Origin of the sequence: Haloarcula sp. CBA1115 (assembly GCF_000827835.1) — an archaeon.
Taxonomy (GTDB): Archaea; Halobacteriota; Halobacteria; order Halobacteriales; family Haloarculaceae; genus Haloarcula; species Haloarcula hispanica.
In genome coordinates this window covers 15,866-40,690 of record NZ_CP010529.1, presented here as the reverse complement: position 1 = coordinate 40,690, position 24,825 = coordinate 15,866, and the positions used below count along the sequence as shown (strand labels likewise).

Sequence of the window (24,825 nt, the reverse complement as noted above, 5' to 3'; positions counted from 1 at the left end):
TTACGCAACCGCCTCCGATTCGGCGATCGGTTGATAGTACGGGATATCTGGTAACGGAAGCATGACGCCAAACCGCATAAGTCCCATCGCTACCAGTATGTATCCGAGCCCAACGAACAATACACCGAGTCCGTAATGGACTACCTGCCGCTGGCGGGTGCTCACTGATTGGATAACCGTTCCGTAGAGAAACACACTGGGGATCGTCCCGACCCCGAGCGCACCGAGCGAGAGGAGGCCATATACGGGTGAGCCCTGGGCAAACGCGTACAGGAATGCCGGATAGAGAAGCATACACGGCAACAACCCATGAAGCGCGCCGAGGCCGATAATGCCGATACCGTTGACCCAGCGGTCGACCCGTCTTGAAATGACTGTGTAGGTTCGCGCGAATAGTGAGCCGAACCCAGTACCGGCAACAACTCCTTCAACGGCTCCTTGTTGGTAGCCGGCTAACCGGGTGAGTCCCATAACGATAATTGCTACGCCAATGCAGATTCCGACGACACCCTGAGCTGGCCGGAGAAATCCAGCGAGCCCGATGGTTCCGTACAGTAGCGCGCCGGCAGCTCCGAAGACGCATCCGATGATGGCGTAGCTCACCGTCCGGCCGAGGTTGAACAGTGTGTGCTGACGCACCTCATAGAGTGTGAGTGCGCTCGCCCACCGGTCCTGGGTTTCCATACGCTCGGCATAGGTTGCAACGAGCGGGCCGCACATTCCAAGACAGTGTGCACCTCCGAAAAGGCCAATCATGAAAAACACGACCAGTCCGTAGCCACTTGTGATGCTGATCTCACTCAGCTGTACTAGAACTGCTGATATCATATCCAAGGCTGGCAAGGCCAGCATAGATTAGGGTGTACCAATCGTCGTGTGTAGTGGGTTTCGGTTCAGGCCGTGGCTTCGATCGTTAAGAACTACATCCAAGAACGTGGAATTACAGTGATTGTGAGGCGAAAACCCACGACTTCAGTCGTGGGATGAAGCCGACAACTTGGCCACTCCTCCCGCCACCTCCGTGATGAGTTCGACTTCGGATTGCCGTCGCTGTGGACGCGCTCGCACCTCGCCTCAATTGCGGGCGACGTGTCCAGCGAGTTCATCGAGGAGTATATCGACGCCCAAGCAGGTGAGTCGTCACGCAACGGACCGTCTCAACCACGGAAGTTTGTCAGTAGTTGAGACTTGCAGTCTCAATGCATACGAAATGAGATTCAAGGGAATCTTGGCTGGAATAACTGTTCAATCTGGATGCGAACTACCCAGAAGGGCACTGTCTAGTTCTGGACGACCTCAGCTGGCGTTCGTCCGTCGAGTTCTTGGTTGGGTCGTTCGTGGTTGTAGTGGTGTCTGAAGCGTCGTAGCCACTGTTTCGCGCTGGATTGACTGTCCCTCCAGAAGGAGTGAAAGCGGTCGATTCGCACGGTCACAGTCTGGAACCACTTTTCGAAGTGGTTCCGGATTCGATAGTCGAGCCGACCGCTCAAATCGTGACGCGAGAGGGCAGTCAGATAGCCGCCAGCATCAACGAGAAACTCTGTCTCGGCAACATCGTGTTTCTGAGTGAGCCGGTGCAGGAACGCCGCCGCGGGGTCAGTCCCGCAGCGGCTGAACACGTCAACTTCGAGAAGTAACTTTGGTTCAGTGTCGACAGCGGCGTACAACCACTTTTTCTCCCCATCGATCTCGATTTGTTTCTCATCGACCGCGACCCGCGACGGCTCCGCCGTCGGCGGGTCGCTCTGTGCTTCAGCCAGTGTATGCACCCAATTCCAGACCGCCCCGTGAGAGCGATCGACACCCAGCAAGTCCCAGATAGCGACCGTCTTCCTGATCGACAGCCCCGCAGTATGGAGACGCACCCCAAACCGGCGGACGGGTGCGGGGTGCGCTCATTCTCCCAAACGTCTTGGCTGTCCTCATCTAACGTTCCTCTGAGGAGGTCTGCGAGTTGCATGGACACTTCTCGCTACGACCTCCTCGCTTCTCAAACTCGCTCAACTAGACAGTGCCTTTGGGGGTGTTATTTGGATTTCTCTATCAAACGATTCGTAGCTCCCCTGTACTGCTCATTAGCGGAGCAGACCCACCAGTTTCGTGGAACTACCGCCGGCTACCCAATCCACCCGCCGATCTCGACCTGTGTACTGTCTGCCGGAGCAGCGCCTGCTGTCTTCGCAACTGCATCAAAAGGGGGCTCGACGAGACGCGGCACTTCATCGTCGTATGTCCGGTCAGGGCGTTTCACACAGTCGAGCGTGATGATAGGACTGCACTCACTACAAGAGTGCGTTGCCCCGTCGAAGCCGTTGATTGTGACCGACTAAGAAATAACGCTCGCGAGCCGATACGTCTCCGCTGCTGGCTGGCGAGTACTGGCAGACTGGCAGCCAACAGCCCCGCAGACATCGCAGGTGACGAGATGGTCTCGATCTGCCTCGTGGAAGAGCGAAGGCGGCCTGCTCGACGTTGTCGCGGTCCTGAAGCGTACACTCCCGGCAAATCGTGAACCAGAACACGCCGTCTTCTCGCCCCACTTCGTCGGGCAACCGGACATACGTGTACGCCTCGCCGGAGATATCGGCTGTCCTGTCTCCACAGAACCGACAGTACTCAGCCGTTGCCTTGGGCTGGATTTCGGTCACTGAGACCTCCGTGCAAGTGTTGACTGCTCGCGAGCAGTGTCCACAGGACAGAGAAAGCGCCATTGTATCGCTCACGAATCGGCTTGTACTCTCGGTTGCTTCAGTTTGAGCTGCAAATCGAAAGATTTGAGAAGGAAAGCAAGCAAAAGTACAAGAATATCGGCAATTACAAGACCAATTTAACCAGAAATACGAGCGGATAGAAGAAATAGAAACACGCCTTTGGAAATACGAGAACCCGAATACATCGTCCAGTAAGCAACAGTCGGGGGCTGATGCTCACCGATTCGTCAAGGTGATCCCTGATCTGGAGCCCCCAGAAGTCACCCAGGACAACCGCCACTGCTACCAGTGCAACTCTTGTGGGACAGAAACCGTTGCGACACACCCTGACTGCCCCAAATGAGTGGTAGCTCGCGGTGAGCGTACTCTCCCAAGCAGCACTTTATCGGAACGATCACCGCCGCTCTTTCCGGAAGATTGCTGATAGCTTTGAGCAACTGCACTGGTTAGTAACCCTCAGGTGTGTCCGTGTGGTACGCGACCGAACGCGCTGGTCGCTGCGAATACGAACAGATTCATATCTCCACTGAACGTGACAGGTGCAGCCACGATCCCGATTGCGGTGATGTCGGTGGTATCGGCTCGGTTACGAACAGCACCACAGGACGGTTATCAGCCCGAACACTACCAACATGCTATAGTAGCCATTGAAAATCAATGCACACCTGATCGCACGACGGCAGTGCGATCAGTGTGTACATCGTTTCAATTGTTACTATAGTCGGCGGATCGGGCATCGTTATTGAGTTGTCACTCCTGAAAGACTTATACTTGCCCGACGGTGCCCTCTCTCTATTTCGTTATCGAAAAAGGGAGTATTTCCTCAGAGTACGTCAGAAACGAGGCAACGGACTATTCGAAGTTGATGAGCGGTTTGATAATGTCGTCTTCTTTCGTTTCCACGAGGGGGAACGCTTCTTGCCAGCGTTGCGTTCGGGTTCCCGGCATGTGCCACCCCGAAGACGACCGACGTAAACAGCGTGGCAAGTCCGACCGCAGCCGTACCCCGAACCCGCTCGAACCACGTACGTTCCTCTGTGATGTTGGTGATGAGATATCCCCGAAATAGGAGCTCCTCGTAGACGCCCACGGCGACGAACGTGACGAATCGCCTGTGGTACCAGATGTAGCAGCCTATCGTTCTCAACGCGGATCCCGCCCTGAATCGCCCCTCTGGTTAAACGACACCCTGCTTCTGTACTCGACACTGACCACTAAGTCGTCCCCCGGTGTACACCCCGTAACTAATGGTTGTCTCCGCTTCGACGAACACCGAATCCTGGTATTCACGGGGGCTAAGTCAGATATACGACGCCCTTGACGCCGATTCAGATGGTCTCTCAACCGAGGACGCTGAAAGCCGGCGCTCTGAACACGGCTCAAATCGCCTGCCGAAGACAAAGCCGGTCACCGTGTGGCAAATCTTCCTCCGTCAGTTCAAAAACCCACTTATCTACATTCTCGCCACCGCGGCAATTGTCTCGTTTGCCATCGGTGAGGAGACTGACGCTGGATTCATCGCCCTGGTGCTGTTGATCAACGCGCTCGTCGGCGGTATCCAAGAATGGCGTGCAGAACGCAGCAGTCAGGCACTGCAGCAACTCATCAGGACCCGGGCGACGGTCATTCGAGATGGTGAGACACGCGACATCGATGGAGAAGAGGTCGTCCCTGGTGATATCGTGCTTCTAGAATCTGGGTACCGTGTTCCTGCGGACATTCGACTCGTTTCTACACATGGTCTAGAGATCGACGAGTCGCCACTCACCGGCGAATCAGCCCCCGTCCTGAAAGACGAAGAGTGGGCAGGCGACGACCGGGCCTCACTCGGAGATCGGCGCAATATGGCCTACGCGGGAACGGTGGTCAACCGTGGGCGGGGGCGCGGTGTCGTCGTCGAAACCGGTGCCGATACGGTTGTCGGCCGATTGGCCGAGGACGTCACGGCCGTTGAGGGCGGACAGCCTCCCCTCGTGACGCGTATGGAGCGATTTACCCGCATTGTCGGCCTCGTCGTACTCGCCGCCGCGGCAATCACCGCCCTCCTCGGAATCTTCGTCCAGCAGTACGACGCCGTCGAAATGTTCCTGTTCGCCGTTGCGTTAGCCGTGTCGGCGATCCCTGAAGGGCTCCCCGTGGGAATCACTGTCGCGCTAGGCGTCGCCAGCCGGAGAATGGCAAAGGTAGGCGTCATCGTCCGTCGTCTAGTGGCTGTGGAAGGACTGGGAAGTTGTACGATGATTGCGTCGGATAAGACGGGAACGCTGACTGCAAACGAATTGACGGTCAAACAGGCTCAACTCCCCGATGGAAGGACGTTTGAGGTGACCGGCGAGGGGTATGCCCCGGAAGGGAGTGTCCTCAGAGACGGGCACCCTCCGGAGCCTCATCTCGCAAACGAGTTGTCTCGTCTCGCCCGCGCATCTGTGCTCTGTAACGAAGGGCACCTGTCCCGACGCGACGACGAGTGGACGTGGCGCGGTGACCCGACCGACATCGCGCTTCTCGCGTTCGGTCACAAGCTGGGGTGGTCCCGCGAGGCGGCGCTCGACGCGAACCCACAGATTGACGAGATCCCTTTCGAACCCGAACAGCGCTATGCGGCGACATTTCATGAAACCCGTGACCAGGAACAGGTATTCGTCAAGGGTGCGCCCGAGCGCGTTCTGGAGATGTGTTCGGATGCAAGCGAGGGCGACTTTTCGCGGCAAGAACTGCAACAGCAGGCGACCGAGATGGCTCACGAGGGATATCGCGTGCTTGCCGTCGCCGAAGGAACGCTGGAGACTACCGAGGATCTCGGCCAGCCCCCGTCAGAACCGACCGGGTTGACGTTTCTCGGGTTTATCGGGATGATCGACCCGCTCCGATCCGGTGTCGAGGAGGCGATTACGTCAGCACAGCAGGCTGGCATCACTGTCACAATGATTACGGGAGATCATCGAGAGACGGCCCTTGCTATCGCCCGTGCCCTCGGACTGGCCGAGTCTCCGGAGGAGGTCACCACCGGAACCGAGCTCATGGACGCCTCCCAAGAACAGCTTGTGGAAATCATAGAAACGACGCGGGTGTTTGCACGCGTCTCGCCCGATCAAAAACTCAGAATCGTCGAAGCTGCCCGGGGTATGGGACACTACGTCGCCGTCACGGGTGACGGTGTCAACGACGCACCGGCGCTTCGGCAGGCGAATATCGGTATCGCTATGGGACAGATGGGGACCGACGTGGCCCGGGATGCGGCCGAACTCGTGATCAGCGACGACAACTTTGCGACGATAGTCGCGGGCATCGAACAGGGCCGGATCGCGTTCGACAACATCCGCAAGATCATTTTCCTGCTCATCTCCACCGGCGCTGGAGAAGTTACACTCGTCCTGTTGAGCTTAGCGGCCGGACTACCACTCCCGCTGGTGCCCGTCCAGATTCTCTGGTTGAACCTCGTCACGAACGGGATTCAGGACGTCGCCCTGGCATTCGAACCCAAGGAAGGAGACGTGTTGAATCGGCCACCACGCTCTCCTGACGAGCGAATCTTCAATCAAATCATGATCGAACGGACACTCGTCGCCGCGATGGTGATCGGTGTGATCGGGTTCGGGACGTTCATTTGGTTACTGGAGCAGGGGCTTTCGGAGGCGGCTGTCCGCAATCACCTGCTCCTGCTGGTCGTCCTGTTCCAAATGGTCAATATCGGCAATGCCCGCTCCGAGACGGCCTCTCTGTTCCGTCTATCACCGTTGCAGAGCCCCATCTTGCTTACCGGGACGATTACTGCGTTCTTGATCCACCTCGGAGCGATGTACTTTCCGCCCGCTCAGGCAGTCCTTGGAACCGCACCTGTCAGTCTGGAACAGTGGCTCGTTCTCGGTGGGATTGCCCTGACCATCGCCGTCGCTATCGAGCTGCACAAACTGAGCTGGAAGATGCGGTACCCTAAGCGCTCGGAGAGAGCGTCACAGACCTCTTCGAAAACTCGCGAGAAGGAGGCGTAGAGCGGGAAATCTGGCAGACCCTCAGTCGCGCTCTCCGCCACGAAGCGGGCTTTCTCCTGTGAATTCTCGCTTAATTAAGCGACAGCATCCCAGCGTTCACGCCGGGGAGGACGTTATCTCCGAGCAGCCCGATTCATTCCGAGGAGGGGACGCATTCAGTTATAAAATCCCGGCGGGAGACCAGTGTGTCGAACGCCGGTCCATTCCTCGATCTGGAACTCGTATATCTGTGTTTCAAGCGAGTCACTCGCGGTCTCGAACAGTTCCGGGCGCCACGTTGGCGTCGTCGTCTCGTCGAGTTCACCACGTCTGTCTTCCGGGAGTTTCTGAATCGTCCCGATGAGTCCGACGCTCTCCCAGTTAAACGCTGTCTCCGCACTGTACACGAGGAATGCCGCCGACTCTGCCTGGTTGGCCAACTCCATTTTCCGACTTCCGTTGTCTCCGATGAAGTAGAAGTAGAGACGCCCCCCTCCATTATACCCGTAGGTCATCGGAATCAGGTAGGGTTCGACGTCTGTTGGGAGTCCCAGCGTTCCCATACTCTGGCTAGAGAGAAACCCCTCTACCTCCTCGTCGGTCATCTTGTGCAACCCGAAGTCGGTGAGTTCGTCGATAGTCATTCCATATCAGAGTATGATATCGAGTGACATAATTCCGTGTGCTGTCTCATAGTTTCCCGATAGACAACAGATGGAGGCGTCTGCTATAGTAGCCATTGGAAATCAATGCACACTTGATCGCATGGCAGCAGTGCGATCAGTGTGTAAATCGTTTAATTGTTACTATAACTGCTCGGTCACCCGCTGGCGAGGGCCTCGACGGTGACCTGACCTGTCTCCGGCGTCTCGTCGATCAGGACGGCGGCCTGGCCCTCAATTATCGGTTCGCCGTCCTCGTTGAGCACGTCCGTCGTGAGCTGGTATTTGTTCCTGCCGAGGTCCTCGACAACCTCACAGACTGCGGTAAGGCGAACATCGATGTCGGCCGGTTTTAGGAACGAGAGGTCCTGTGAGATGTATATAGTTACACCGGGGAAACGAGCCAACGCAGCACTGATCAATCCACCGACAAGCGTCCCGTGGACGATTCGCCGGCCGAACCGCGTCTGGCTGGCGTACTCCTCGTCGAGATGAAGCCGGTTTGTGTCGCCACTGGCGGCAGCGAAGGTCCTCACGTCTTGTTCGCTGATCGTCTTCGAAAACTCGACTCTGTCACCGACGTTGACGTGGTGGTCGTCGAGTCCCGTACCCTCAACGTCCCAGTCGTTTTTTTCGTAAGCAGTCTCCTGATGTCGGTAGTAGTTGGCAGTCTGTTGTTCGTGGCCTTCGATTTCCCGCCGCTGGAGGATTTGCGGGACGTGACGGACGATATCGTCAGTGCTGACCAGCCCAACTAGCTCGTCTCCATCGAAGACGACCAACCGGGCGATATCATGCTCAAACATTGTTTCGACCGCGGCGCCGAGGGTGGCGCTCGCATCGACCGAAACAACGTGGGTTGACATAAACTCCGAAAGCGAGCGCTCTTCCGGGCTCGACTCCTCGCTGAGGAGTCGCACGAAGTCGTCGCTGGTGACGATGCCGAGGACCTCTCCGTCCTCGACGACGACTAGTGACCCGATTGAGCCCGCGTGACACCGGCCGGCGGCAGTACTGGCAGTTGTTTCAGGCGACGCCGTCTCGACCGGACTGCTCATCACGTCGTTGACGCGAATTGGGAACGCCATGGTTGCACGTCGGTTCGACGTGACAAGAGGTTATCTGACGAAGAGATACCAACCGATAACAGCTGTACGTATGTTATTACTAAAAGGAATAGAAAAGTAAAGAGATGGAATAAAAGGTGTATCTAACCGAGATCAAATAGTTATAATTACGCATGTATTATATACAAAATAACGCCCTTCAGATTGAATACTGGTGCTTTGTTTAAAGATTTAATTGATCAGTGTTATTCTTCGTGCTGGATTCTGGTATCCAAGAGCTTCAATTTGTTCCTCTCGAAACCAACGAGGGCACCAATCTGTCGCCCGTGGTGACGACCTTTGGGAGGTTATAATGTGCCTTATCGACATCATCGGTAATGGAACTAGAGTGCATAAGTTAGAGTGAAAACGAGAGATATTAACAATAAAAACCCGAGTTTGGAAATACAAAATCAATTTTATGAACTAAAGGGTTGCAAATACAAGATAAAGATACCAATCTGACTGAATAGAGGATTAAGTCTTGGAAAGTGGACGACATCCATGAGACGGCAGCCCGCAATGCGATATCCGAGTGAGCCAGTGCAGTGACGAAGACCGAAGCTCAGATCGAGATAGGACTCAGATAGCGATAGGCGTCGTCGATGGTACTGATCGTCCGGAATGCCGCTGCCACGGAGGGCTTCTCGTCGACCGAATCCATGTCGCCGACACGGGATCGTAGTTCGGTGACCACCAGCGCCCCCACGGTAGGCTCTGCGGCGACGAACCGGTCGATCGCCTCCTGGGAGTCCGCGGCGGCGAGAAAGAGCGCGCAGATCTCCTCAGCCGCCGATTCCGTTTCGGAGTCCACCACGTCCAGCGCCAGCAGTGCCTCGGTCGCCTCCATACGCACCCACGGATCCTCGTCTTCGAGACGGGCCTCTAAGTTCTCGACGGCGGGGCGAACCTCGTCGGGGTGGGTCCGTCCGACCGCCGTGAGTGCCCTGGCCGCAGAACGACGGCGTTCGATCCTCGACGCGTCGAGGCTGGCGGTAAGGTCATCGATGGCGGGCACGACCGCCTCCGGGTGGGCTTGTGCAATCGTCTCTAGCTCACGGGTGATCGATTCGTATATGGGTTCGAACGTGGTGTTTCCAGCACCTTCTTCGTCGAAGATGCTCTGGAGTGTCGAGGCGATACGGGGTGCCTCGCGTGGGAAGGTCACACCCAGCCGCCCGAGCGCCAGTGTGATGGATGTCTGTTCACCCCTGGGACCGGGTCCGACGAACGCAGCGGGTGGCGACAGCAATGCGAGGATGCCGTCGATGACGGGTCGAACCGCATCCGGGCGCGTCTCCGCGAGCGAAGCGAGCGCACTGGCCGCGCTGGAACGGACCGTCCAGCTGTCGTCGCCCAGACACGCCCGGAAGTCATCGATGGAAGGACGGTCCGCATCCGGATGCGTTTCCGCGAGAGAGCCGAGCCGCAGGACCGCTTTGGACCGTACTTTCGGGACGTCGTCGTCCAGGCACGCCTCGAAATCGTCGAACGGCGGGGTGATAGCTTCGGGTCGCTCTGCGGCGATCTCCCCCAGAACGGCCAGTGTGTGTTCCCGGACCCACGCCTCGCCGTCGTCGAGACGGACCCGGAGATCGTCGACGAGCGGCACGAACAGTTCGGCGTGGTGCTTGCACAGTTCCCTGAGGGCGAACAGTGCCTCTCTCCGGGTCGACTCGTGGGCGTCGTGGAGCCGCTCCCGAAGGGTGTCGACGGCGGGGCGGAGCACTGCCGGGTTCTGCTCGCGACCGACGTCCGAGAGGTTCTCGGCGGCGGGTTCGCGGACTCGCCTGGGCTGGTCGAAACAGTGCCCCAGCAACACGTCGACGGCCGCCTCGGTTCGTTCCTCGTCGACGATGCCGACCGAACGAATGCCAGACATGGCGACGTCTCGGTCCCTGGCGTCTTCGGTCGCGAGCAACTCCCGCAACGCCTCGAATTCGGCATCGCCCGCCCGCCCGTCCTCGAAAGCGGCGACCAATTCCGTCACTCTCTCCGTCGTTCCAGTGGTCTCGCGAAAATCGTTCCCCATGCTTCTTGATTGAAACAGGCCACTCACGGTAATAGATCTCTGGATTCCACACGACGACCCGATACCACCTACGACCAGTGTGATTATATTCACAGCTACCGTACCAAAACGAAATGGATGACGAGTCGGTCGAAGCCGCACACGCCTAAAACCCCGAAACCTACGAGGACGAGCGGTTCGGGACATTCGAGAAGAAGGCGACTGTCTGTACTCGGTGATTATCTCGGTCTTGTGCGAGTTGACGGCGCCCACGGCCTCGTGCGTGAGCTCGCCGAGAGTACACTCCACGAGGGTGACGACCGGCGTGTGATCCCGGTCGATCGGTCGAGATCGTCGGCTCACCGTCAGGAGTTCTGTCCGCTTGATGCGCTGCTCGTGTTTCGCTGCGTTGTTCCGAAGCCATTGTCAATCGGGGGCATGTGATGCGCCCCGCCACCATCTCGCGGGGGAAACAGACACACCGAAACGCACCCGTCCATCTCATACACTAAAACTGATCGGTTCGCGAGTCCACTCTCCCTGTGACATCCCCTCAGCCGAAGAGAACCGGCGGCCTTCGCACACAGCATATCGCCTCTCTCTTTGGACGAAAACCGCGATCTGCAAGCCGAAATGACACCCTCAAATAGCAGATGAGCCGTGTCGTACCGATTTGAGCGCGTAGAAGGCATCCCGAGAAATCCCGTGATAATGCTGTAGTTTCAGAAATTGCTCGACGGGGATTCAGAAGGAATGATTTCTACTCAGCAACGGACTTTTGAAAGTCTCTGCCGGTGATAGGTTTCACCGGCCGTGTTGAATACAGGATGCGAGTACAGTATGTGATTTTTCCAAGGCGTTGACAATGCAATCCCTCAGTACAGTGTCTGTAATACTCACTCTGTTCGCGCAGTCTGGCCAGAGCAGCGCTGACTGGCTACCTCACCGGGTTCACCACGGGGAGCCGACCCGAGGAGATTATCCGGCGAAGGAGGACGACGATACCGTTCTCCAGGCCGTTGGCGAAGACCGCCTGTTCGTGTGATTCGTCGGGGTCGGCGTCCGGGTAGAAGGAACTGACCAGCAACGTCGTGCGGTCGACCAACAGCAGGCGGCTGATGGCAATCTCGTCGTTACTCGTGGGACCCAGGAGCCAGTCCAATTCGGTTTCGAACACCTTCACGGATGGCAGCTCGGTACCGAGTTTGGCAATGATTGCGTCCGTCTGGCCACCGATGATCACGTCGACGCCGCGGTCGACTGCATCGTGGAGTCGGTCGTACAGCGCCTCCGTCAGAAGTTCCTCCTCGACGACCAGCAGGACGATCTCCGAGTTGGCGTCCTCAAGCAGCGTGTGTGTCCGGGACTCGATGCCATCGTGGCCGGACAGCGCCCATACCTCCTGCATTCGGTCGTTGTTCTCGCCCTCCGGCTGGGGGTCGAGCGCTTCGAGGTGTGACTGGAGGCTGTCGATCCGCGTGTCGTACTGTTGACGCAGGATCGCGGTCGCCTCTTCGATGCTGACCGCGCGAAACTGTTGAGGGCTGGAGTGCTGCACTTCGACCAGCCCCTTTGACTCCAGCACTCGGACAGCGTCGTACACCCGGGTCCGCGGAACCTCCGAAGCCTCACTGATTTGCTTGGCCGTCCCCGTCGAGAGTTGGGTCAATGTCAAGAAACTCCGCGCCTCGTACTCCTTCAGCCCGAGGTCCTGGAGCAGAGTTACCGTCTCGGCTTTGAGTTGTTCAGCTGTCATTAGGTGGTCCTGTCAAGTTTGACTGACTGAGAGAGGTACCAACGACAGAACCTGTCAATATAGTGACGGAATTGGTCACCGTTTCGGTCGATTCGGACATACCGTAGTAAGGACGCCGACACGAATAAAGTCGGTTACCCACACAGTTGTCATATTTGGAAATTCCAACTCAAACTGGCTATCGGTGGATATTTTGAAATTAGAATGTGATTTCAGTGCCGGTAGACGCGGAGATATTTGAAAATTTCAATCGGTCTCCCGGTTATCCTTGATCGGTGACCGACCCGTCGTCGGTGCCGTCATCCTGCCGCGCGCCGGGCCCCGACTGTGGATAGAAGTGGTCCCATGACTGGACTTGTGTCTCGGAGATGATCTCGGAGCTGGTGATTGTCATGCCCACGTCCGCCAGTTCGTTGCGGATCTCTTCGATTTCCCTAACCGTGCCGGCGACGACCTCGACGTGGACATTCCGTTCGCCCCCAAGCAACTCGCGGGTGGTTACCACACCGCGAATATCGAGGATCTGATCGGCCAACGAGTCAAGCTTATTCGGATTGACTGTACAGACGAACATGACGTGGAGGGGGTAGCCCGCTTCCTCGTAGTTGATCTCGGGGTGGTAGCCCCGGATTACGCCCTTCCCTTCGAGCTTGTCGAGGCGATTTCGGACCGTCGTGGAGGTCACATCCACCCTCTCACCGATCTCCGTATCGGTCTGGCGGGCATTGAGCTGAAGTTGGTGCAAGATGCTCCGGTCCACGTCGTCGAGTGGGGAGTCGTCCATGCGATGTCCTTGGACGGGGCGACTGAAAAGTCCGCATGGGCCCATCACGAGCAAGAGAGCAACCACGGCCGTCTCTATCCGAATCACGACGATCTCGTCAACAAAGGACTGCTCGAGAAGGGTGAACTCGACAAGCGGACGAGCGTATACACAGTCACACAGCGTGGTAAGCGTGAAATAGAGGCACGACAGGAGTGGGAAAGCCAGTATTTGGAGAGCAAAGAATCGGTTCCTGCGTAGCACCCACCGGTCTGTCGGAAGCGATGGTCATCCCGAAGGAATCCCTCCTGTAGTAGCCAAAAGGGCCTCAGTCCGCGGGCTGTGCCTCCGTAGCTGGTGTCCCGCTTGGAAGCTCGGGAATGGACAGGTCCACGCGGCGGAGTAGCTGTGCGTTGATCGCGACGATTACTGTACTCAAAGACAGCAGAAGCGCACCTACAGCGGGGGACAGCAGAGTTCCGACGGTGCCAATACGCCTGCTGCAAGCGGAATAGCGAAGACGTTGTAGCCGGCCGCCCAGACGATGCTCTCCTGCATCTTCCGGTAGCTCGCCTTGCTTAGCTTCACGAGTCGCACCACGTCCATCGGGTTGTTCTGGACGAGGATGACGTCGGCCGACTGGACCGCAACGTCGGTACCGCTCCCGATCGCAATGCCGACGTCCGCTCGCGTCAGCGCCGACGCGTCGTTGACGCCGTCGACGACCATCCCCACAAGCTTGCCCTGGTCTTGGAGTTCTTGGACTTTCTCGTCCTTGTCCTCGGGGAGGACTTCTGCGAACACCGTATCGATGCCCAGTTCATCGGCGACCGCTCCGGCGACGTCCTGGGAGTCGCCGGTCAGCATCGCCACCTCGATGCCCAGATCGTGGAGTGCGTCGACGACAGCGTAGCTTTCCTCGCGGATCACGTCGGCCATCGCGAAGGCAGCGATCAACTCTCCTTCGCGAACGAGATACACCACTGTCTGTGCGTTCTCGCCGGTCTCATCAGCGAAACGCTGGAGGTGATCGGAGACATCGCTATCGAGTTGGGTCAACAAGTTCGGCCCGCCGACGTACACCTCGTTTCCTTCGACGCTCGCGCGAACCCCTCGCCTTTGATCGCCTCGAAGTCGGTCGCGTCAGGTGCGCTAAGATCACGCTCGTCAACTGCCTCGCGGATGGCTTGTGCAATCATGTGTTCGGAATCACTCTCGATTGCGAATGCCAAACAGTTTGTCGACGGGGACTCACGATCAACTGACGATAGTATTCTCGCCTAGCAGATGGTGGAGAGAAACGGAACAGACAAACTCCACTCCTTACGAGGATCGATCGACCGATCAGCGCTCCTCACGGTTCGTGACATCATCGAGAGAGAAGAGCCGCTCGCAGCGCCAACGCTAGACGGCTATCTCAACCCGACGGTTCTGGAAGTCCCACTCGGTGACGGCCGCCGTAGTGCTGACTCCGCCCGAATTGATGTTCAGTGGACGACTCGAGCGGACTACAAATTTCACTATACGGACACTGACGGTGTGAATTTCCGCTGGGACAGTCATCCACATGGCGGTGATTACATCTCCGTTCCAGGTCTCGAATACTATCATCCGCCCCCTGACGCCACTTCCGATCCAGACGATATCGAAGAGTCCTGCATCAAGCAGTCTGTCGAAGCACTCGTCACTCGTGCTGTTCTCAAACTCTGGCGTGTTGCCTATCATGCAGACTCCTACGACCCGCTGAATGCTGCGAGTAATCCACCGTAATCGAGGTGGAGGCCCCACTCTCAACGAGCGAGCGGAGCTATTGCTCTCACGAGAGGGGGGAGTCACTCACAGCAATTCGACCCACTCGGGAGCGCAATCGTGTGTGCCGCCGTAGATCGAGCGCTCGGGATACTGGTCGTCGGCAGCCTCGACAGAGACGATCACGTTGCCGCCGGAACACGAAATTTCTGCACCGGTTCCGACGACTGCATCGAGTGGGCCGTCTCCGTCGGTCCAGTCAGTTCTGACGTGGTCACCGCGGTCGAAGTCATACTCCTCGAAGGAAGGTGCTGTGGTACTCATGATCTCCTCCGGCTTCGGGGGAGACACAAAACCTCAGCCGTTCACCGGTCGGTCATGCACGTCGAACACGAATCGTATCGTACCAAATTGCACTCCCATCTACGAAAACAGAGGTTTTCGACCACACAGGTGAGACTACACGACGTCACATTCGGATAGCGCAGCCAAACACTCAATAATCGGGTTATCCAACAGACGAGTATGGCTACTATCGAAATTGATGAAGAGGTGTATGAGGCGCTCCAGATTCCTGAGGGAGAGCGGCCGCAGGCAATGAAACAAGAATTGGCTGTCTCGCTTTACGCGCGTGATGTCCTTTCGTTCGGGAAAGCGCGTGCATTGGCAGAACTGTCTCACCGAGAGTTCCAGACATTACTCGGAGACCGCGAAATCCCACGCCATTACACCGACACTGAACTTGCCGAAGACCTCGACTATGCCGAATAACGAGCTTGTAGTCTCGGACACGTCACCGCTGCTGAATCTTGCACTTATCGACCAACTCACCCTTCTCAAATCGCAGTTTTCGAGCATCACCATTCCGCGTCAGGTGTGGGACGAACTCACTGATGGAGAGGCAGGTGTAGACGCGCTTCGCTCGTTGCGTGACGATGAGTTCCTGACGATCACCGAGGTCGAACAGTCGCACCTCTTCACTGAAATCTTCCACGAGCTGGATCTCGGGGAAACAGCTGCTATTTGTCATGCCATCGAGCACGATGCTGACCTCATCCTTTTGGATGAAAAAGACGGTCGACAGGTCGCTCGGAGACACAGCCTGACGGTAACGGGAGTCATCGGGATACTACTCCGCGGAGCCAATGCTGGAGACATTGAATTAAAACACGAACTTGACGCCCTTCGTGACGCTGGCTTCTGGATCTCTGATGAGCTGTACTCAAAAATTCTTTCTGAAGCAACGGAATAGTTACCGCTCCCACGGAAAGGAGCCAATCCGCTTGCGATAGGCACTGATCTGGTCCTGAAATTCCTGCTCCTGGAAGTCTGGCTCGTCGCCGTGGATGTCTTCGGGAGAGACGCCGTCGGGAAGATGCTCGTAGTCCGTGACGTCCTCCGTGTCATCCTCTTGGTCGGGTTCGTGTCGGTGCTGCCCACACTCCCTGCAGGTCCAGATCATGCGGTCAAGGTGTGGGTGGCACTCGAAGCCATCGAGTCCGTACGATTCGTGTCCCGTCACGGCGCCACACTGGCGACAGTAGAACCCGATTCCGACTATCTCCGGTTCGGCTCTTGCCTGATGGCGCTTCACAACGCCGGGCACAAGCCAGTACGTGCCGTCGTCCTCCCGGAACTCATCCGTGAGCTGCTGGAACTCCGAGCGGTCGGTGACTGGCGACCCGTCCTCGAGATAGATCCGTGGCTGGACGTCGCCCCCATCCCCGTCCCAGTTGGTCTGTTCGTCGGCTGTCTCCAAGAGCGCCTGTCCGGATTCCTCGCCGATCGTGGTTTCGGTCGGCAGGTCGGGCCAGCCTTTCGTGAGAGTGGCGGCTGGCTCAGTTCCGAAGGCTGCTCGACACTTCACGGTTCCATGAGAGACGTCCTCACCGCTCGCGATACTATCAGACACGGAGAAGGCCGCAGCGCCGAGCGCTCGTGCATGGAAGTCAGTGTTCGCTTCGACGAGCGCGAGTACTACCCGCCCGAACGTCCACTCCCCAAGTGGGCTGCTATCCTGATCGTCGAACGAAGTCTCTGAGATGCCGGTTTGAGCACAGAACGGACACTGGCGTTCATCCCGTGGAATGGCCTGTCCACAGGTCCGACAGGTGCGAGCATCATCCTCTGTACGGTCGGGATATCCAGTGGAGTCGAGGACTCGTTCCCGTCCGTTCCCCCTCGTTTCAGGATCGGAACTCGCGGCACCGGGGATATCCGCGGGGTCGTACTCAGGATTCCGGTCAGTCACACGCTTGGTTGCGGTCGTCATCGCATTTAAACCCCGGCCCCGAGGGAAGCACAAACCGACAGAGAGCGAAACTGGACGAGTTGGCTATCCGTCCCTGTGCTGTCCGTCACTGTGTGGCGTCATCACGCTGATCGGCGGCAATATTTATACAGACGACACGGAAGAGGTTGTGAGCATGACCTGCCCGGTAACTCGTTGATTATCTTGATGAGGACATCTTCTGTGACGAGAGTGAAGTCAGTGATGACTGGTGAAAGCACCCACAAAAACGTTGACTTTGAGTAGAATAATCGGTTTTCATGGGCTCAGAATCTACTCATTTCAGAGCCATCTTCAGTATGGGACTCATTTATGTCTGTTTCGCCTGTCGCTTCCGGAGCATGAAGACACCGAACGTGTGTCTCTCGAACCTCTTCGAGTGATGGATGGTGTTCCTGACAGGATTGTGTCACGGCCGGACAACGTGGATGGAATGGGCAGCCTTCCGGTCTATCTGCTGGGTCAGGAGGAGCACCCTGAAGCGGCACTGGCGTGGGATCTCGTGGGTCATCACTCGGGATCGAACGGATTAACGCTTCAGTATAGGGATGGTTCGGGGACTGGAACAGGTCGCCTGCTTGCCCGACTTCGACGAGCTCGCCAGCATACATTACTGCGACCCTATCAGCGAGGAACCTGACGACATTGAGGTCATGGGAAATAAACACGTAGCCGACACCGAACTGCTGTTGTATGTCTGCGAGAAGCGAAAGAACTCTCGCCTGTGTGGCCATGTCGAGTCCGGAGACTGGTTCATCGAGTACGATTATATCGGGGTCGTGTGCAATAGCTCGGGCGAGAGCGACGCGCTGTATTTGGCCGCCGGAGAGTTCCCGGGGATACCGGTCAGCGATTTCTGGCGCAAGATCAACACTGCACAACAGCTCAGCGACCTCGTCTGGGCCGGTGTCATGTAGGGAAGCCGAGGTGGCGTCGCTACTGGCTTCAGCAATTGACCGACCGATGGGCCACCGGGGGTCAAAGCTTCCCCGGGCGTGTTGAAACACGACGCCAACTCGCCGCCGTTGCGCGGTGGAACGCTCTGAGAGGTCACCGACGCGCGTTCCATCGAGACGAACTTGCCCATCGTCCGGGGTGAGCTGCCCGGTGATGAATTTCGCGAGTGTTGATTTCCCGCAGCCACTCTCACCAACAAGTCCCAGCGTTTCGCCACGTTGGACGGCTAAGGATACATCACAGACCGCTTTCGCCGGTGAGTCGCTGCTACGCAACCGACCGAGGACGGATCGTGTCGATGAGAACGCTTTCGAGACGTTTTGTACTTCGACCACAGGAGTACCAGACTGCACATCATCTGGAGTTTGGTTACGCTGTGTCATTCTGTTGTCCTCCGTTAGCTGCCGGAATCTCCTGCTGTTCGGACACGAACTTGGCTTCAGAGAACGGTGCTTCGACGCAGGCGAGTCGGTGGTCCGACGCGGCCTCAGTCGTCGGAATCGGCCCCGAGCGACACGTTTCGGTCACATACTGGCAGCGGTCGGCAAACGGACAGCCCTCGTGGCTGCTGCTGGGGTCTCGTGGACGTGCCATGGCGGACTGGACTTGCTTGTCAGCGTCGCTGTTTCGGACCGAACACGAAAGGAGTGCTCTCGTGTACGGATGTTCCGGTGCGGTCAGTATTCGCTCAACGGGACCGGCCTCCATTACCTGTCCGTCATAGAGTACCACGACACGGTCACATGTCTGTGCAATCACACCGATATCATGGGAGATAAGCAGTATGCCGATGTTCTGTTCGTCACGTAGCGAGCGCAATCGACTGAGAATATCTGCCTGTGTGGTCGTGTCAAGTGCTGTTGTTGGCTCGTCGGCAACCAGCAACGCGGGTTCACTTGCCAGTGCAATGGCGAGGACTGCTCGTTGCCGGAGACCACCAGAAAACTCGTGTGGAAATGACGACACATTTGCTTCCGGGTTCGGGATGCCTACTTGGTCCAGCAACTCGATAGCGCGCTCCCGTGCGTTCTCCCACGCTGACCGATCTCGGAACGGTGGCACACCGAGGAAATCTAGCAGACGTTGTGTCCCGCTCGATTCGTGTATCCGAACCGATTCTGCGATCTGCTCGCCGACCGAAAACACAGGGTTCAAGCTTTCCGTCGGGTCCTGAAAGACCATCGAGAGCTTATTTCCACGTAGTCGACGCAGTGTCGCTTCAGTGGCAGTTGTTAGCTCTCTTTCAGCAAAGGTAATGGATCCGCCAACGATGTTTCCCGGGTCTTCAAGTCGGCAAATTGATCTGGCAGTAACGGACTTGCCGCTCCCACTTTCGCCGAGTATACCGACAATTTCGCCCCGGTCGACGGTGAACGACACCCCGTTGACCGCGTCGACAGTCCCGTGATCAGTGTCGAAACGAGTCTGTAAGTTCTCGACGCGAAGCAGTGGTTCACTCATTGCTACAGTTCCTCCATCTGGGCTGTCTGCGTAGGTGAAAGCATATCTCGAAGGCTGTCTCCGAGAAGATTGAAGCCGAGCACGGTGAGCATGATACAGAGGCCCGGAGCGTTGACAAGCCACCACGCCTGTCTGAGATAGCTGCGTCCGGATGCAAGCATTGTCCCCCATTCAGGTGTGGGTGGCTGTGCGCCCAGCCCAAGGAATGAAAGTCCCGCTGTGCCGAGAATGACGCTGCCGATGTCAAGCGTTGCCAGAACGACAACTGGTGCAACGACGTTCGGGAGTAGGTGGCGAGTTGCGATGTGCGTTCGTGACCGGCCGAGCAATCGTGCGGCGCTTACAAACTCACGCTCTCGAAGCGAGAGTACGCTACTCCGAACTAACCGTGCGTACGATGCCCAACCAACGACCGCCAGTGCAAGCATCACGTTCACCAGACTCGGCCCCAGAATCCCGGCGATGACAAGTGCGAGGACGATTCCAGGGAACGCAAGCAGTGTATCGACAAGTCGCATCAGCGTCTCATCAATCCAGCCACCGGCGTAGCCGGCGAGGAGGCCGACTGCCGTCCCCATAATAAGTCGTACAGTGGTTACAGCGACGGCGATACCGAGCGAGAATCGCGCACCATGAAGGAGTCTTGTCAGTACGTCTCTACCCAGCTGGTCGGTCCCGAACGGATGAGACAGTGACGGAGATTCAAGCCTGTTCGAAAGGTCCTGTTCGACTGGATCGTAGGGCGAAACAACTGGTCCAAGTGCCGCAAGGACAAGCAACGTGAGCACAACTCCGATTCCGAATTGTCCGAGGCGGTCCGTTGCGAGTCCGTCAGTTCCCCTCTGTTGCTTGTTGGCTTCCTGTCGCTTTCTTCTATCGGCGGTTCGGTCGCTCATGTGTGCTCACCTCCGAGGTCGATTCGTGGGTCAAGTCGGCTATACGTCAGGTCGACTGCAAAGTTCACCAAGACAAAGATGACGCCGATTAGCAGTGTTACGCCCTGTACGACCGGGTAGTCACGAGCAAAGATTGCATCAACGAGTAACGTCCCCAAGCCCGGCCGTTGAAACACTACTTCGATAACAACTGCGCCGTTAAGGACGTAACTCAACTGCAAACCTATAATCGTCACGACGGGCACAAGCGCGTTCCGGAGCGCGTGTTTATAGACGATAATCCGTTCGCGCAACCCTTTCGATCTGGCGGCCTGAATGTACGCGTCATCCAGAACATCAAGCATCGCTGTTCGAACCAGTCGCGCGATAACCGCAGCCATTCCAGAGCCAAGCGTCAGTGAGGGGAGAACCAGATGTTTCGGTCCAGCCGCGCCGGCCACCGGAAAGAGGTTGAGACGGAGCGCACAGACGATAATAAGCAGGTAGCCAAGCCAGAAGTTCGGCATTGAGACCCCTATTAGCGAGCCGATCTGTGCGGCGTAGTCAGTCCGGCTCCCCGGATTACTCGCGCTGGCAATTCCGGCTGGGAGAGCTATTACAAGCGCGACGAGCATCGATGCAACAGCGAGTGCGATTGTATTCGGCAACCGTTGGACAATCATATCAGAGACAGACCGGTCGCTGTAGTACGATTGACCGAGGTCGCCTTGCAGTGCGTTCCCCATCCAGCGGGCATACTGGACTATGAATGGGTCGTCAAGCCCATTTTCAGCTCGAAACTGATCGACTGCATCCTGAGATGGGGCCTGTCCACCCATCTGTTGGGTCAGAATCGTTCGCGCCGGATCCCCCGGTGTGACGAAGACCAGCCCGTACGTGAGCAGCGACACGCCCAGCAGAACGATTGCCATCGTCAGCAGTCGTTTGCAGAGTTCCGCCCCGATCATCGCTGCTGTGTGACCTCCTCCAGATGATAACAGGATTCGATGGGATGGGGCTGGTATCCCCCGACGTCGGCACGAGTCCCGATGACGTTTGCGTAGTAGGTGAGCCAGCCGAGCGGGAGGTCACGTTGCATACGCCGCTGGACCGCTGCGTATCGCTCGAACCGCTCGTCATGGTCGGCTGTCCGCCTAGCTGCTTCGAGGTGCTGATCGACCGCTTCGTTCTCGTAGCCACTGAACATCGTCTCCGTCTCCGAATGAACGAGGTCAGACAGTCGGTCCGGGTCGGGATACCATAGCACTGAACTCGACCACAGAACGGTATCGAACTCCCCGTTTGTTGCTTGCTCTTTGATTGTCGAGGACTCCATGACTGAAATATCGACATCGAAGCCAACCGCCTGAAGCTGTGTCTGTATCACTTCGGCAATCGTGGGCAGTAGTGGACGGGTATTATACGTCCAGATCGACACCGAGAGTGTGTCACCGTCACGGGTACGGGTGCCCCCATCCGGTTCCCATCCTGCTTCAGCGAGCAGACTCCGTGCCTTATCAGGTGAGTATTCGTACGGTTCGAGCTCTGCGGCCCACTCCGTTACATCCGCTGGGAACGGACCGACCGCTTTCGATCCCAGCCCATTCAGCAACGAATCAACGATGTGGTCCCGGTCGATAGCATACATCACCGCTCTACGGACGTCTCTGTCCGCAAACGGTGCAGAGTCGAGGTCGAACACAAGGTATCGGGCTCGCGGAATCTTGTACGTGTGAGCAGTGAGATCGGGACTGGATGCAAGTGTATCCGCTGCCTTGTTCGGAAGAATACGTGCCATATCCAGTTCCCCGTTTTCGAGCTTTAGCCGCCGAGTCTGGTCGTCAGTGATCCCTTCGTAGATTAGTGTCTCGATGTGTGCGGTCGACCCGTGGTAGTCCGGGGTAGCGGTCGTTGTGATTGTCGAGCCTGGCTCCCAGTCTTCGAATTGAAACGGACCAGTACCGATCGGCTCAGTGATTGACCCATCGTTGGCGATTGCAGACGGTGAAACAGGGCAGGTAATCCCACGGGTACAGTGTGCTGGCAGCGGTGAAAACGGAACTGCAGTTTGAATTATAATCGTCCGGTCAGCAGCGGCTTCGACTGATTCGACCGGGACTGCAGCCATCGAACTTGATTCGAATGCTCGTGTGAGCGATGGGAGCACAGTTTCTGCGGTCACCTCAGTCCCGTCGTGGAATGTGACTCCTTCACGGAGTGTGAACTCCCACGTCCTGTCGTTGACCATGTGCCAGTCAGTGGCCAAGCCCGGTGACACAGTCGCGTCGTAATCGACGGTAAGCAGTGGCTCAAGCACATTGAGGCGTCGCCAGAGCCAGCCGTTTGCCACGGGATCTATCGCATCCGGCGTCCAGGGTGAGCCAACCCTGAACGTGTCATCGTCTACGCTATCACCGCTTTGTAGCCAATACCCACTGAGGCCCGAAATACCGGCTGCAGCTGCAAACAATGTCTGTCGTCGCGTGAATTTATACATACTATATATCACACTTCGTCTGCAACATTCGAGTTCTCGTCCAGACCAGCTGCCCTAGTCGCTCTGAACCACCGGATAGAGACGGTACGTTCATCGACGGCCAGCAGAACAGCACGGTTCACACCTGAGTTGAAACGCAGGACATCGAGACTCACGGTATCCCTGCTCATTGTTCCCGCGTGAGACCAGACCATTCGATCATGTTGTCTACCGGGTGGCCGTCGATACCGGAGACATCCGCCCGCCGGCCGAAGACGGACTCGTTGTAATACAGTGGGATGACCGCCCCGGTATCGACCACGCGCCGCTGGACTTCACCGTAGTAGTCCCGTTTCGCTTCCAGATTTTCTGCCCGATATCCCTGCTCGATGAGGCGGTCGACTTCTGGACCAGGATTGTAGATGCCGGTGCCGTCTTGCTTGTAGCGTTTCCGATTGTCACTGCCTTCGGAGTGGAACATTGCCCGAATAAGATAGTCACAGGCAGCGCTATTCGATCCGAAACCGACGAGCGTCAGGTTCGCTTCGCCCGCGGTGAACCTATCGTTGAACGATGCCGGATCGACCTGTCGAATCTCGCTTGTGACGCCTATCTCTTTGAACCAACCGGAAAGCGTCTGTGCGATCGTTCTATCGTCGGCATTTTTGCTATTGATCAGAACCGATAGCGTTTCGCCGTCGTATCTGGACGCCTCAACGAGGTCCCGTGCCCGATCTAGGTCTGGCCCGTAGGTCGGGAGTTCATCGTGAATTGACCATGGAATAGTAGACGAAATCGGTCCATATGCTGGCTTGCCAATATCGTTGAGAACATTCTCGACGATCTGGCACTGGTCGACAGCCCAGTTGAGTGCCTTTCGAAGTTGCTCGTCATCGGTCGGCGACCGATACAGATTGACTGCGACGAGCCCAGCCTCAGGTGTGAGATAGGTGTCGATCCCTGTCTCCGAAGCCTCGACAAGCGCCGTAGCCCGGCTTTTCGGGATTTGTTGTGCGATATCGACTGAACCTTTTTCAAGAGACAGCACGCGCGTGTTGGGATCCTTGATCCACTCAAAAGTGAGTTCTGTGGGGGTAGCTGTCCCGTCTCGATAATCAGCAAACGGCGTAAGCGTGATTGACTGTCCTGCCGTGACTTCATCGACCTCAAACGGGCCTGTCCCAGTCGGCGTCTCGTTTTCATCAGGGTGTTGAATGCCGAAATACTGGTGTGAGATTGTGCCAGGAAACGCGGGGAAGGGGTCCGTTGTCTCGAACCGAACAGTGGTGTCATCTACTGCCGTGACGCCATCAGACGTGACACCAATCCAGCCCGGGACCCACGACCACTGCTCAAAAACACGGTCAAAGGAGCGGACAACCTCGTCGGCTGTCAGCGGGTCTCCGTTGTGGAATGTGACACCATTGCGTAGGGAAAACTCCCACGTCGTCTCGTCGACGGCCTCCCATTCTGTGGCAAGCAGCGGCGCGGTTTCCATCTCTGCTGTAGTGTCAACGAGCGGTTCAAACACATGCGTATAATACGGTGTGATACCGTTGTAGAGGTCCCATTTTTGCCGCGTTGGGTCCCGTGCCAACGCAACAGTAAATGAGTCCTTCGAATCAGCCTTTGAGCTACTACAGCCTGCAACCAGGCCAGCAGCTCCAGCCACAGCGCCGCCCAGCAGTTCCCGTCTCGAACAGTGTTTAGGCATTGGCACTCACCTTGCTGCTGAGCGGCATGAGGGCAGGACCAACACAGACAGAAGAATCTGATTCCATGCGGCTGCTTTCCGGGAAATATTGTATAAATCTCGACATCATATGATAGATACGAAGGGGAAGTCAGTAAATCAATTGTGGTTTAGTTAACTAAGATGAAGTTGTATAATACCGCACAGAGTATTTTCCTACCCCAAAGCATTCAGGACAGTAATGTTTCAGAGAAGAATTTCAGAGTCCCTCTAAGAATGGACCACCCCCAAGCATCGGTTACACCCTTGCATTGAGGATATCAGCGACTGCCATCATCAAATGA

The 24,825-nt window shown here is 57.0% G+C and carries 19 protein-coding genes and 6 pseudogenes; 7 read left to right on the top strand and 18 right to left on the bottom strand.

The window, feature by feature from the left end:
• Positions 1-828, bottom strand: a complete 828-nt coding sequence (locus tag SG26_RS00170; protein ID WP_050038214.1) for a sulfite exporter TauE/SafE family protein — start codon at positions 826-828, stop codon at positions 1-3.
• 171 nt (positions 829-999) lie between these two features.
• Here SG26_RS00170 and SG26_RS20580 point away from each other — a divergent pair.
• Positions 1,000-1,185 (top strand): annotated as a pseudogene (locus SG26_RS20580) (hypothetical protein); the annotation flags it as partial.
• Positions 1,186-1,280: 95 nt separating this feature from the next.
• Here the strand turns inward: SG26_RS20580 and SG26_RS00165 are convergent.
• Positions 1,281-1,960, bottom strand: a pseudogene (locus SG26_RS00165) (IS6 family transposase).
• 156 nt (positions 1,961-2,116) lie between these two features.
• A pseudogene (locus SG26_RS22135) lies at positions 2,117-2,648 on the bottom strand (hypothetical protein).
• Positions 2,649-2,758: 110 nt separating this feature from the next.
• Between SG26_RS22135 and SG26_RS21795 the strand changes: the two are divergent.
• A pseudogene (locus SG26_RS21795) lies at positions 2,759-3,227 on the top strand (hypothetical protein); the annotation flags it as partial.
• Between the two features lie 478 nt (positions 3,228-3,705).
• Here SG26_RS21795 and SG26_RS22130 read toward each other — a convergent pair.
• Positions 3,706-3,801: pseudogene (locus SG26_RS22130) on the bottom strand (hypothetical protein); the annotation flags it as partial.
• A gap of 157 nt (positions 3,802-3,958) precedes the next feature.
• Here SG26_RS22130 and SG26_RS00160 point away from each other — a divergent pair.
• Positions 3,959-6,703, top strand: a complete 2,745-nt coding sequence (locus tag SG26_RS00160) for an HAD-IC family P-type ATPase (protein ID WP_050036507.1) — start codon at positions 3,959-3,961, stop codon at positions 6,701-6,703.
• Positions 6,704-6,858: 155 nt separating this feature from the next.
• On the opposite strand, the gene SG26_RS00155 is transcribed toward SG26_RS00160, so the two are convergent.
• The 5 genes from SG26_RS00155 to SG26_RS00135 form a co-directional block, all read right to left on the bottom strand.
• On the bottom strand, positions 6,859-7,326 hold the full coding sequence (locus SG26_RS00155; protein WP_014030979.1) for a pyridoxamine 5'-phosphate oxidase family protein: 468 nt from the start codon (positions 7,324-7,326) through the stop codon (positions 6,859-6,861).
• A 176-nt stretch (positions 7,327-7,502) separates the two neighbouring features.
• Positions 7,503-8,432, bottom strand: coding sequence for a CBS domain-containing protein (locus tag SG26_RS00150; RefSeq protein ID WP_014030980.1), 930 nt, complete (start codon positions 8,430-8,432; stop codon positions 7,503-7,505).
• A gap of 583 nt (positions 8,433-9,015) precedes the next feature.
• Positions 9,016-10,482: a HEAT repeat domain-containing protein gene (locus SG26_RS20990; RefSeq protein WP_050036506.1), complete on the bottom strand. Its 1,467-nt coding sequence runs from the start codon at positions 10,480-10,482 to the stop codon at positions 9,016-9,018.
• Between the two features lie 916 nt (positions 10,483-11,398).
• Positions 11,399-12,217 carry a TrmB family transcriptional regulator gene (locus SG26_RS00140; RefSeq protein WP_050036505.1) on the bottom strand — a complete coding sequence of 273 codons (819 nt, stop codon included), beginning with the start codon at positions 12,215-12,217 and terminating at the stop codon, positions 11,399-11,401.
• A 262-nt stretch (positions 12,218-12,479) separates the two neighbouring features.
• Entirely contained in the window at positions 12,480-13,001 is a 522-nt protein-coding gene (locus SG26_RS00135; RefSeq protein WP_023842947.1) for an Lrp/AsnC family transcriptional regulator, read from the bottom strand.
• A 3-nt stretch (positions 13,002-13,004) separates the two neighbouring features.
• On the opposite strand from SG26_RS00135, the gene SG26_RS00130 reads away from it, so the two are divergent.
• Positions 13,005-13,241 (top strand): helix-turn-helix transcriptional regulator, encoded by a 237-nt coding sequence (locus SG26_RS00130; protein WP_023842948.1) that lies wholly within the window; start codon positions 13,005-13,007, stop codon positions 13,239-13,241.
• A gap of 67 nt (positions 13,242-13,308) precedes the next feature.
• Here the strand turns inward: SG26_RS00130 and SG26_RS00125 are convergent.
• Positions 13,309-14,212, bottom strand: a pseudogene (locus SG26_RS00125) (HAD-IC family P-type ATPase); the annotation flags it as partial.
• Between the two features lie 55 nt (positions 14,213-14,267).
• On the opposite strand from SG26_RS00125, the gene SG26_RS22125 reads away from it, so the two are divergent.
• The gene (locus SG26_RS22125; protein WP_014030985.1) at positions 14,268-14,750 is read left to right on the top strand and encodes a hypothetical protein; all 483 of its coding nucleotides are present in this window, start codon (positions 14,268-14,270) and stop codon (positions 14,748-14,750) included.
• A gap of 66 nt (positions 14,751-14,816) precedes the next feature.
• Here the strand turns inward: SG26_RS22125 and SG26_RS00115 are convergent, their stop codons facing one another.
• The gene (locus SG26_RS00115; protein WP_050036504.1) at positions 14,817-15,053 is read right to left on the bottom strand and encodes a hypothetical protein; all 237 of its coding nucleotides are present in this window, start codon (positions 15,051-15,053) and stop codon (positions 14,817-14,819) included.
• 201 nt (positions 15,054-15,254) lie between these two features.
• Here SG26_RS00115 and SG26_RS00110 point away from each other — a divergent pair, with 201 nt between their 5' ends.
• Together SG26_RS00110 and SG26_RS00105 are read left to right on the top strand one after the other, a co-directional pair.
• Positions 15,255-15,500 carry a UPF0175 family protein gene (locus SG26_RS00110; RefSeq protein ID WP_050036503.1) on the top strand — a complete coding sequence of 82 codons (246 nt, stop codon included), beginning with the start codon at positions 15,255-15,257 and terminating at the stop codon, positions 15,498-15,500.
• Positions 15,490-15,981, top strand: coding sequence for a DUF3368 domain-containing protein (locus tag SG26_RS00105; protein ID WP_050036502.1), 492 nt, complete (start codon positions 15,490-15,492; stop codon positions 15,979-15,981). Before SG26_RS00110 ends, SG26_RS00105 begins: the two co-directional genes overlap by 11 nt.
• Here the strand turns inward: SG26_RS00105 and SG26_RS00100 are convergent, their stop codons facing one another.
• The 7 genes from SG26_RS00100 to SG26_RS00070 all read right to left on the bottom strand — a co-directional run bounded on the left by SG26_RS00100 (position 15,982) and on the right by SG26_RS00070 (position 24,286).
• Positions 15,982-17,001, bottom strand: coding sequence for a hypothetical protein (locus SG26_RS00100; protein WP_050036501.1), 1,020 nt, complete (start codon positions 16,999-17,001; stop codon positions 15,982-15,984). It abuts the gene before it with no gap.
• A 284-nt stretch (positions 17,002-17,285) separates the two neighbouring features.
• A complete protein-coding gene (locus tag SG26_RS20555) occupies positions 17,286-18,359 on the bottom strand; it encodes an ABC transporter ATP-binding protein (RefSeq protein WP_079980781.1) in 1,074 nt (357 codons plus the stop codon).
• Positions 18,346-19,437 carry an ABC transporter ATP-binding protein gene (locus SG26_RS00090; protein WP_050036499.1) on the bottom strand — a complete coding sequence of 364 codons (1,092 nt, stop codon included), beginning with the start codon at positions 19,435-19,437 and terminating at the stop codon, positions 18,346-18,348. The genes SG26_RS20555 and SG26_RS00090 overlap by 14 nt, the downstream gene beginning before the upstream one ends.
• A 2-nt stretch (positions 19,438-19,439) precedes the next feature.
• Positions 19,440-20,333, bottom strand: a complete 894-nt coding sequence (gene nikC / locus SG26_RS00085) for a nickel transporter permease (protein ID WP_050036498.1) — start codon at positions 20,331-20,333, stop codon at positions 19,440-19,442.
• A complete protein-coding gene (gene nikB, locus SG26_RS00080; RefSeq protein ID WP_014030993.1) occupies positions 20,330-21,280 on the bottom strand; it encodes a nickel ABC transporter permease in 951 nt (316 codons plus the stop codon). The genes nikC and nikB overlap by 4 nt, the downstream gene beginning before the upstream one ends.
• Positions 21,277-22,809, bottom strand: coding sequence for an ABC transporter substrate-binding protein (locus tag SG26_RS00075; protein ID WP_050036497.1), 1,533 nt, complete (start codon positions 22,807-22,809; stop codon positions 21,277-21,279). Before SG26_RS00075 ends, nikB begins: the two co-directional genes overlap by 4 nt.
• A gap of 166 nt (positions 22,810-22,975) precedes the next feature.
• Positions 22,976-24,286, bottom strand: a complete 1,311-nt coding sequence (locus tag SG26_RS00070; RefSeq protein ID WP_369804307.1) for an ABC transporter substrate-binding protein — start codon at positions 24,284-24,286, stop codon at positions 22,976-22,978.
• Positions 24,287-24,825 lie beyond the last annotated feature (539 nt).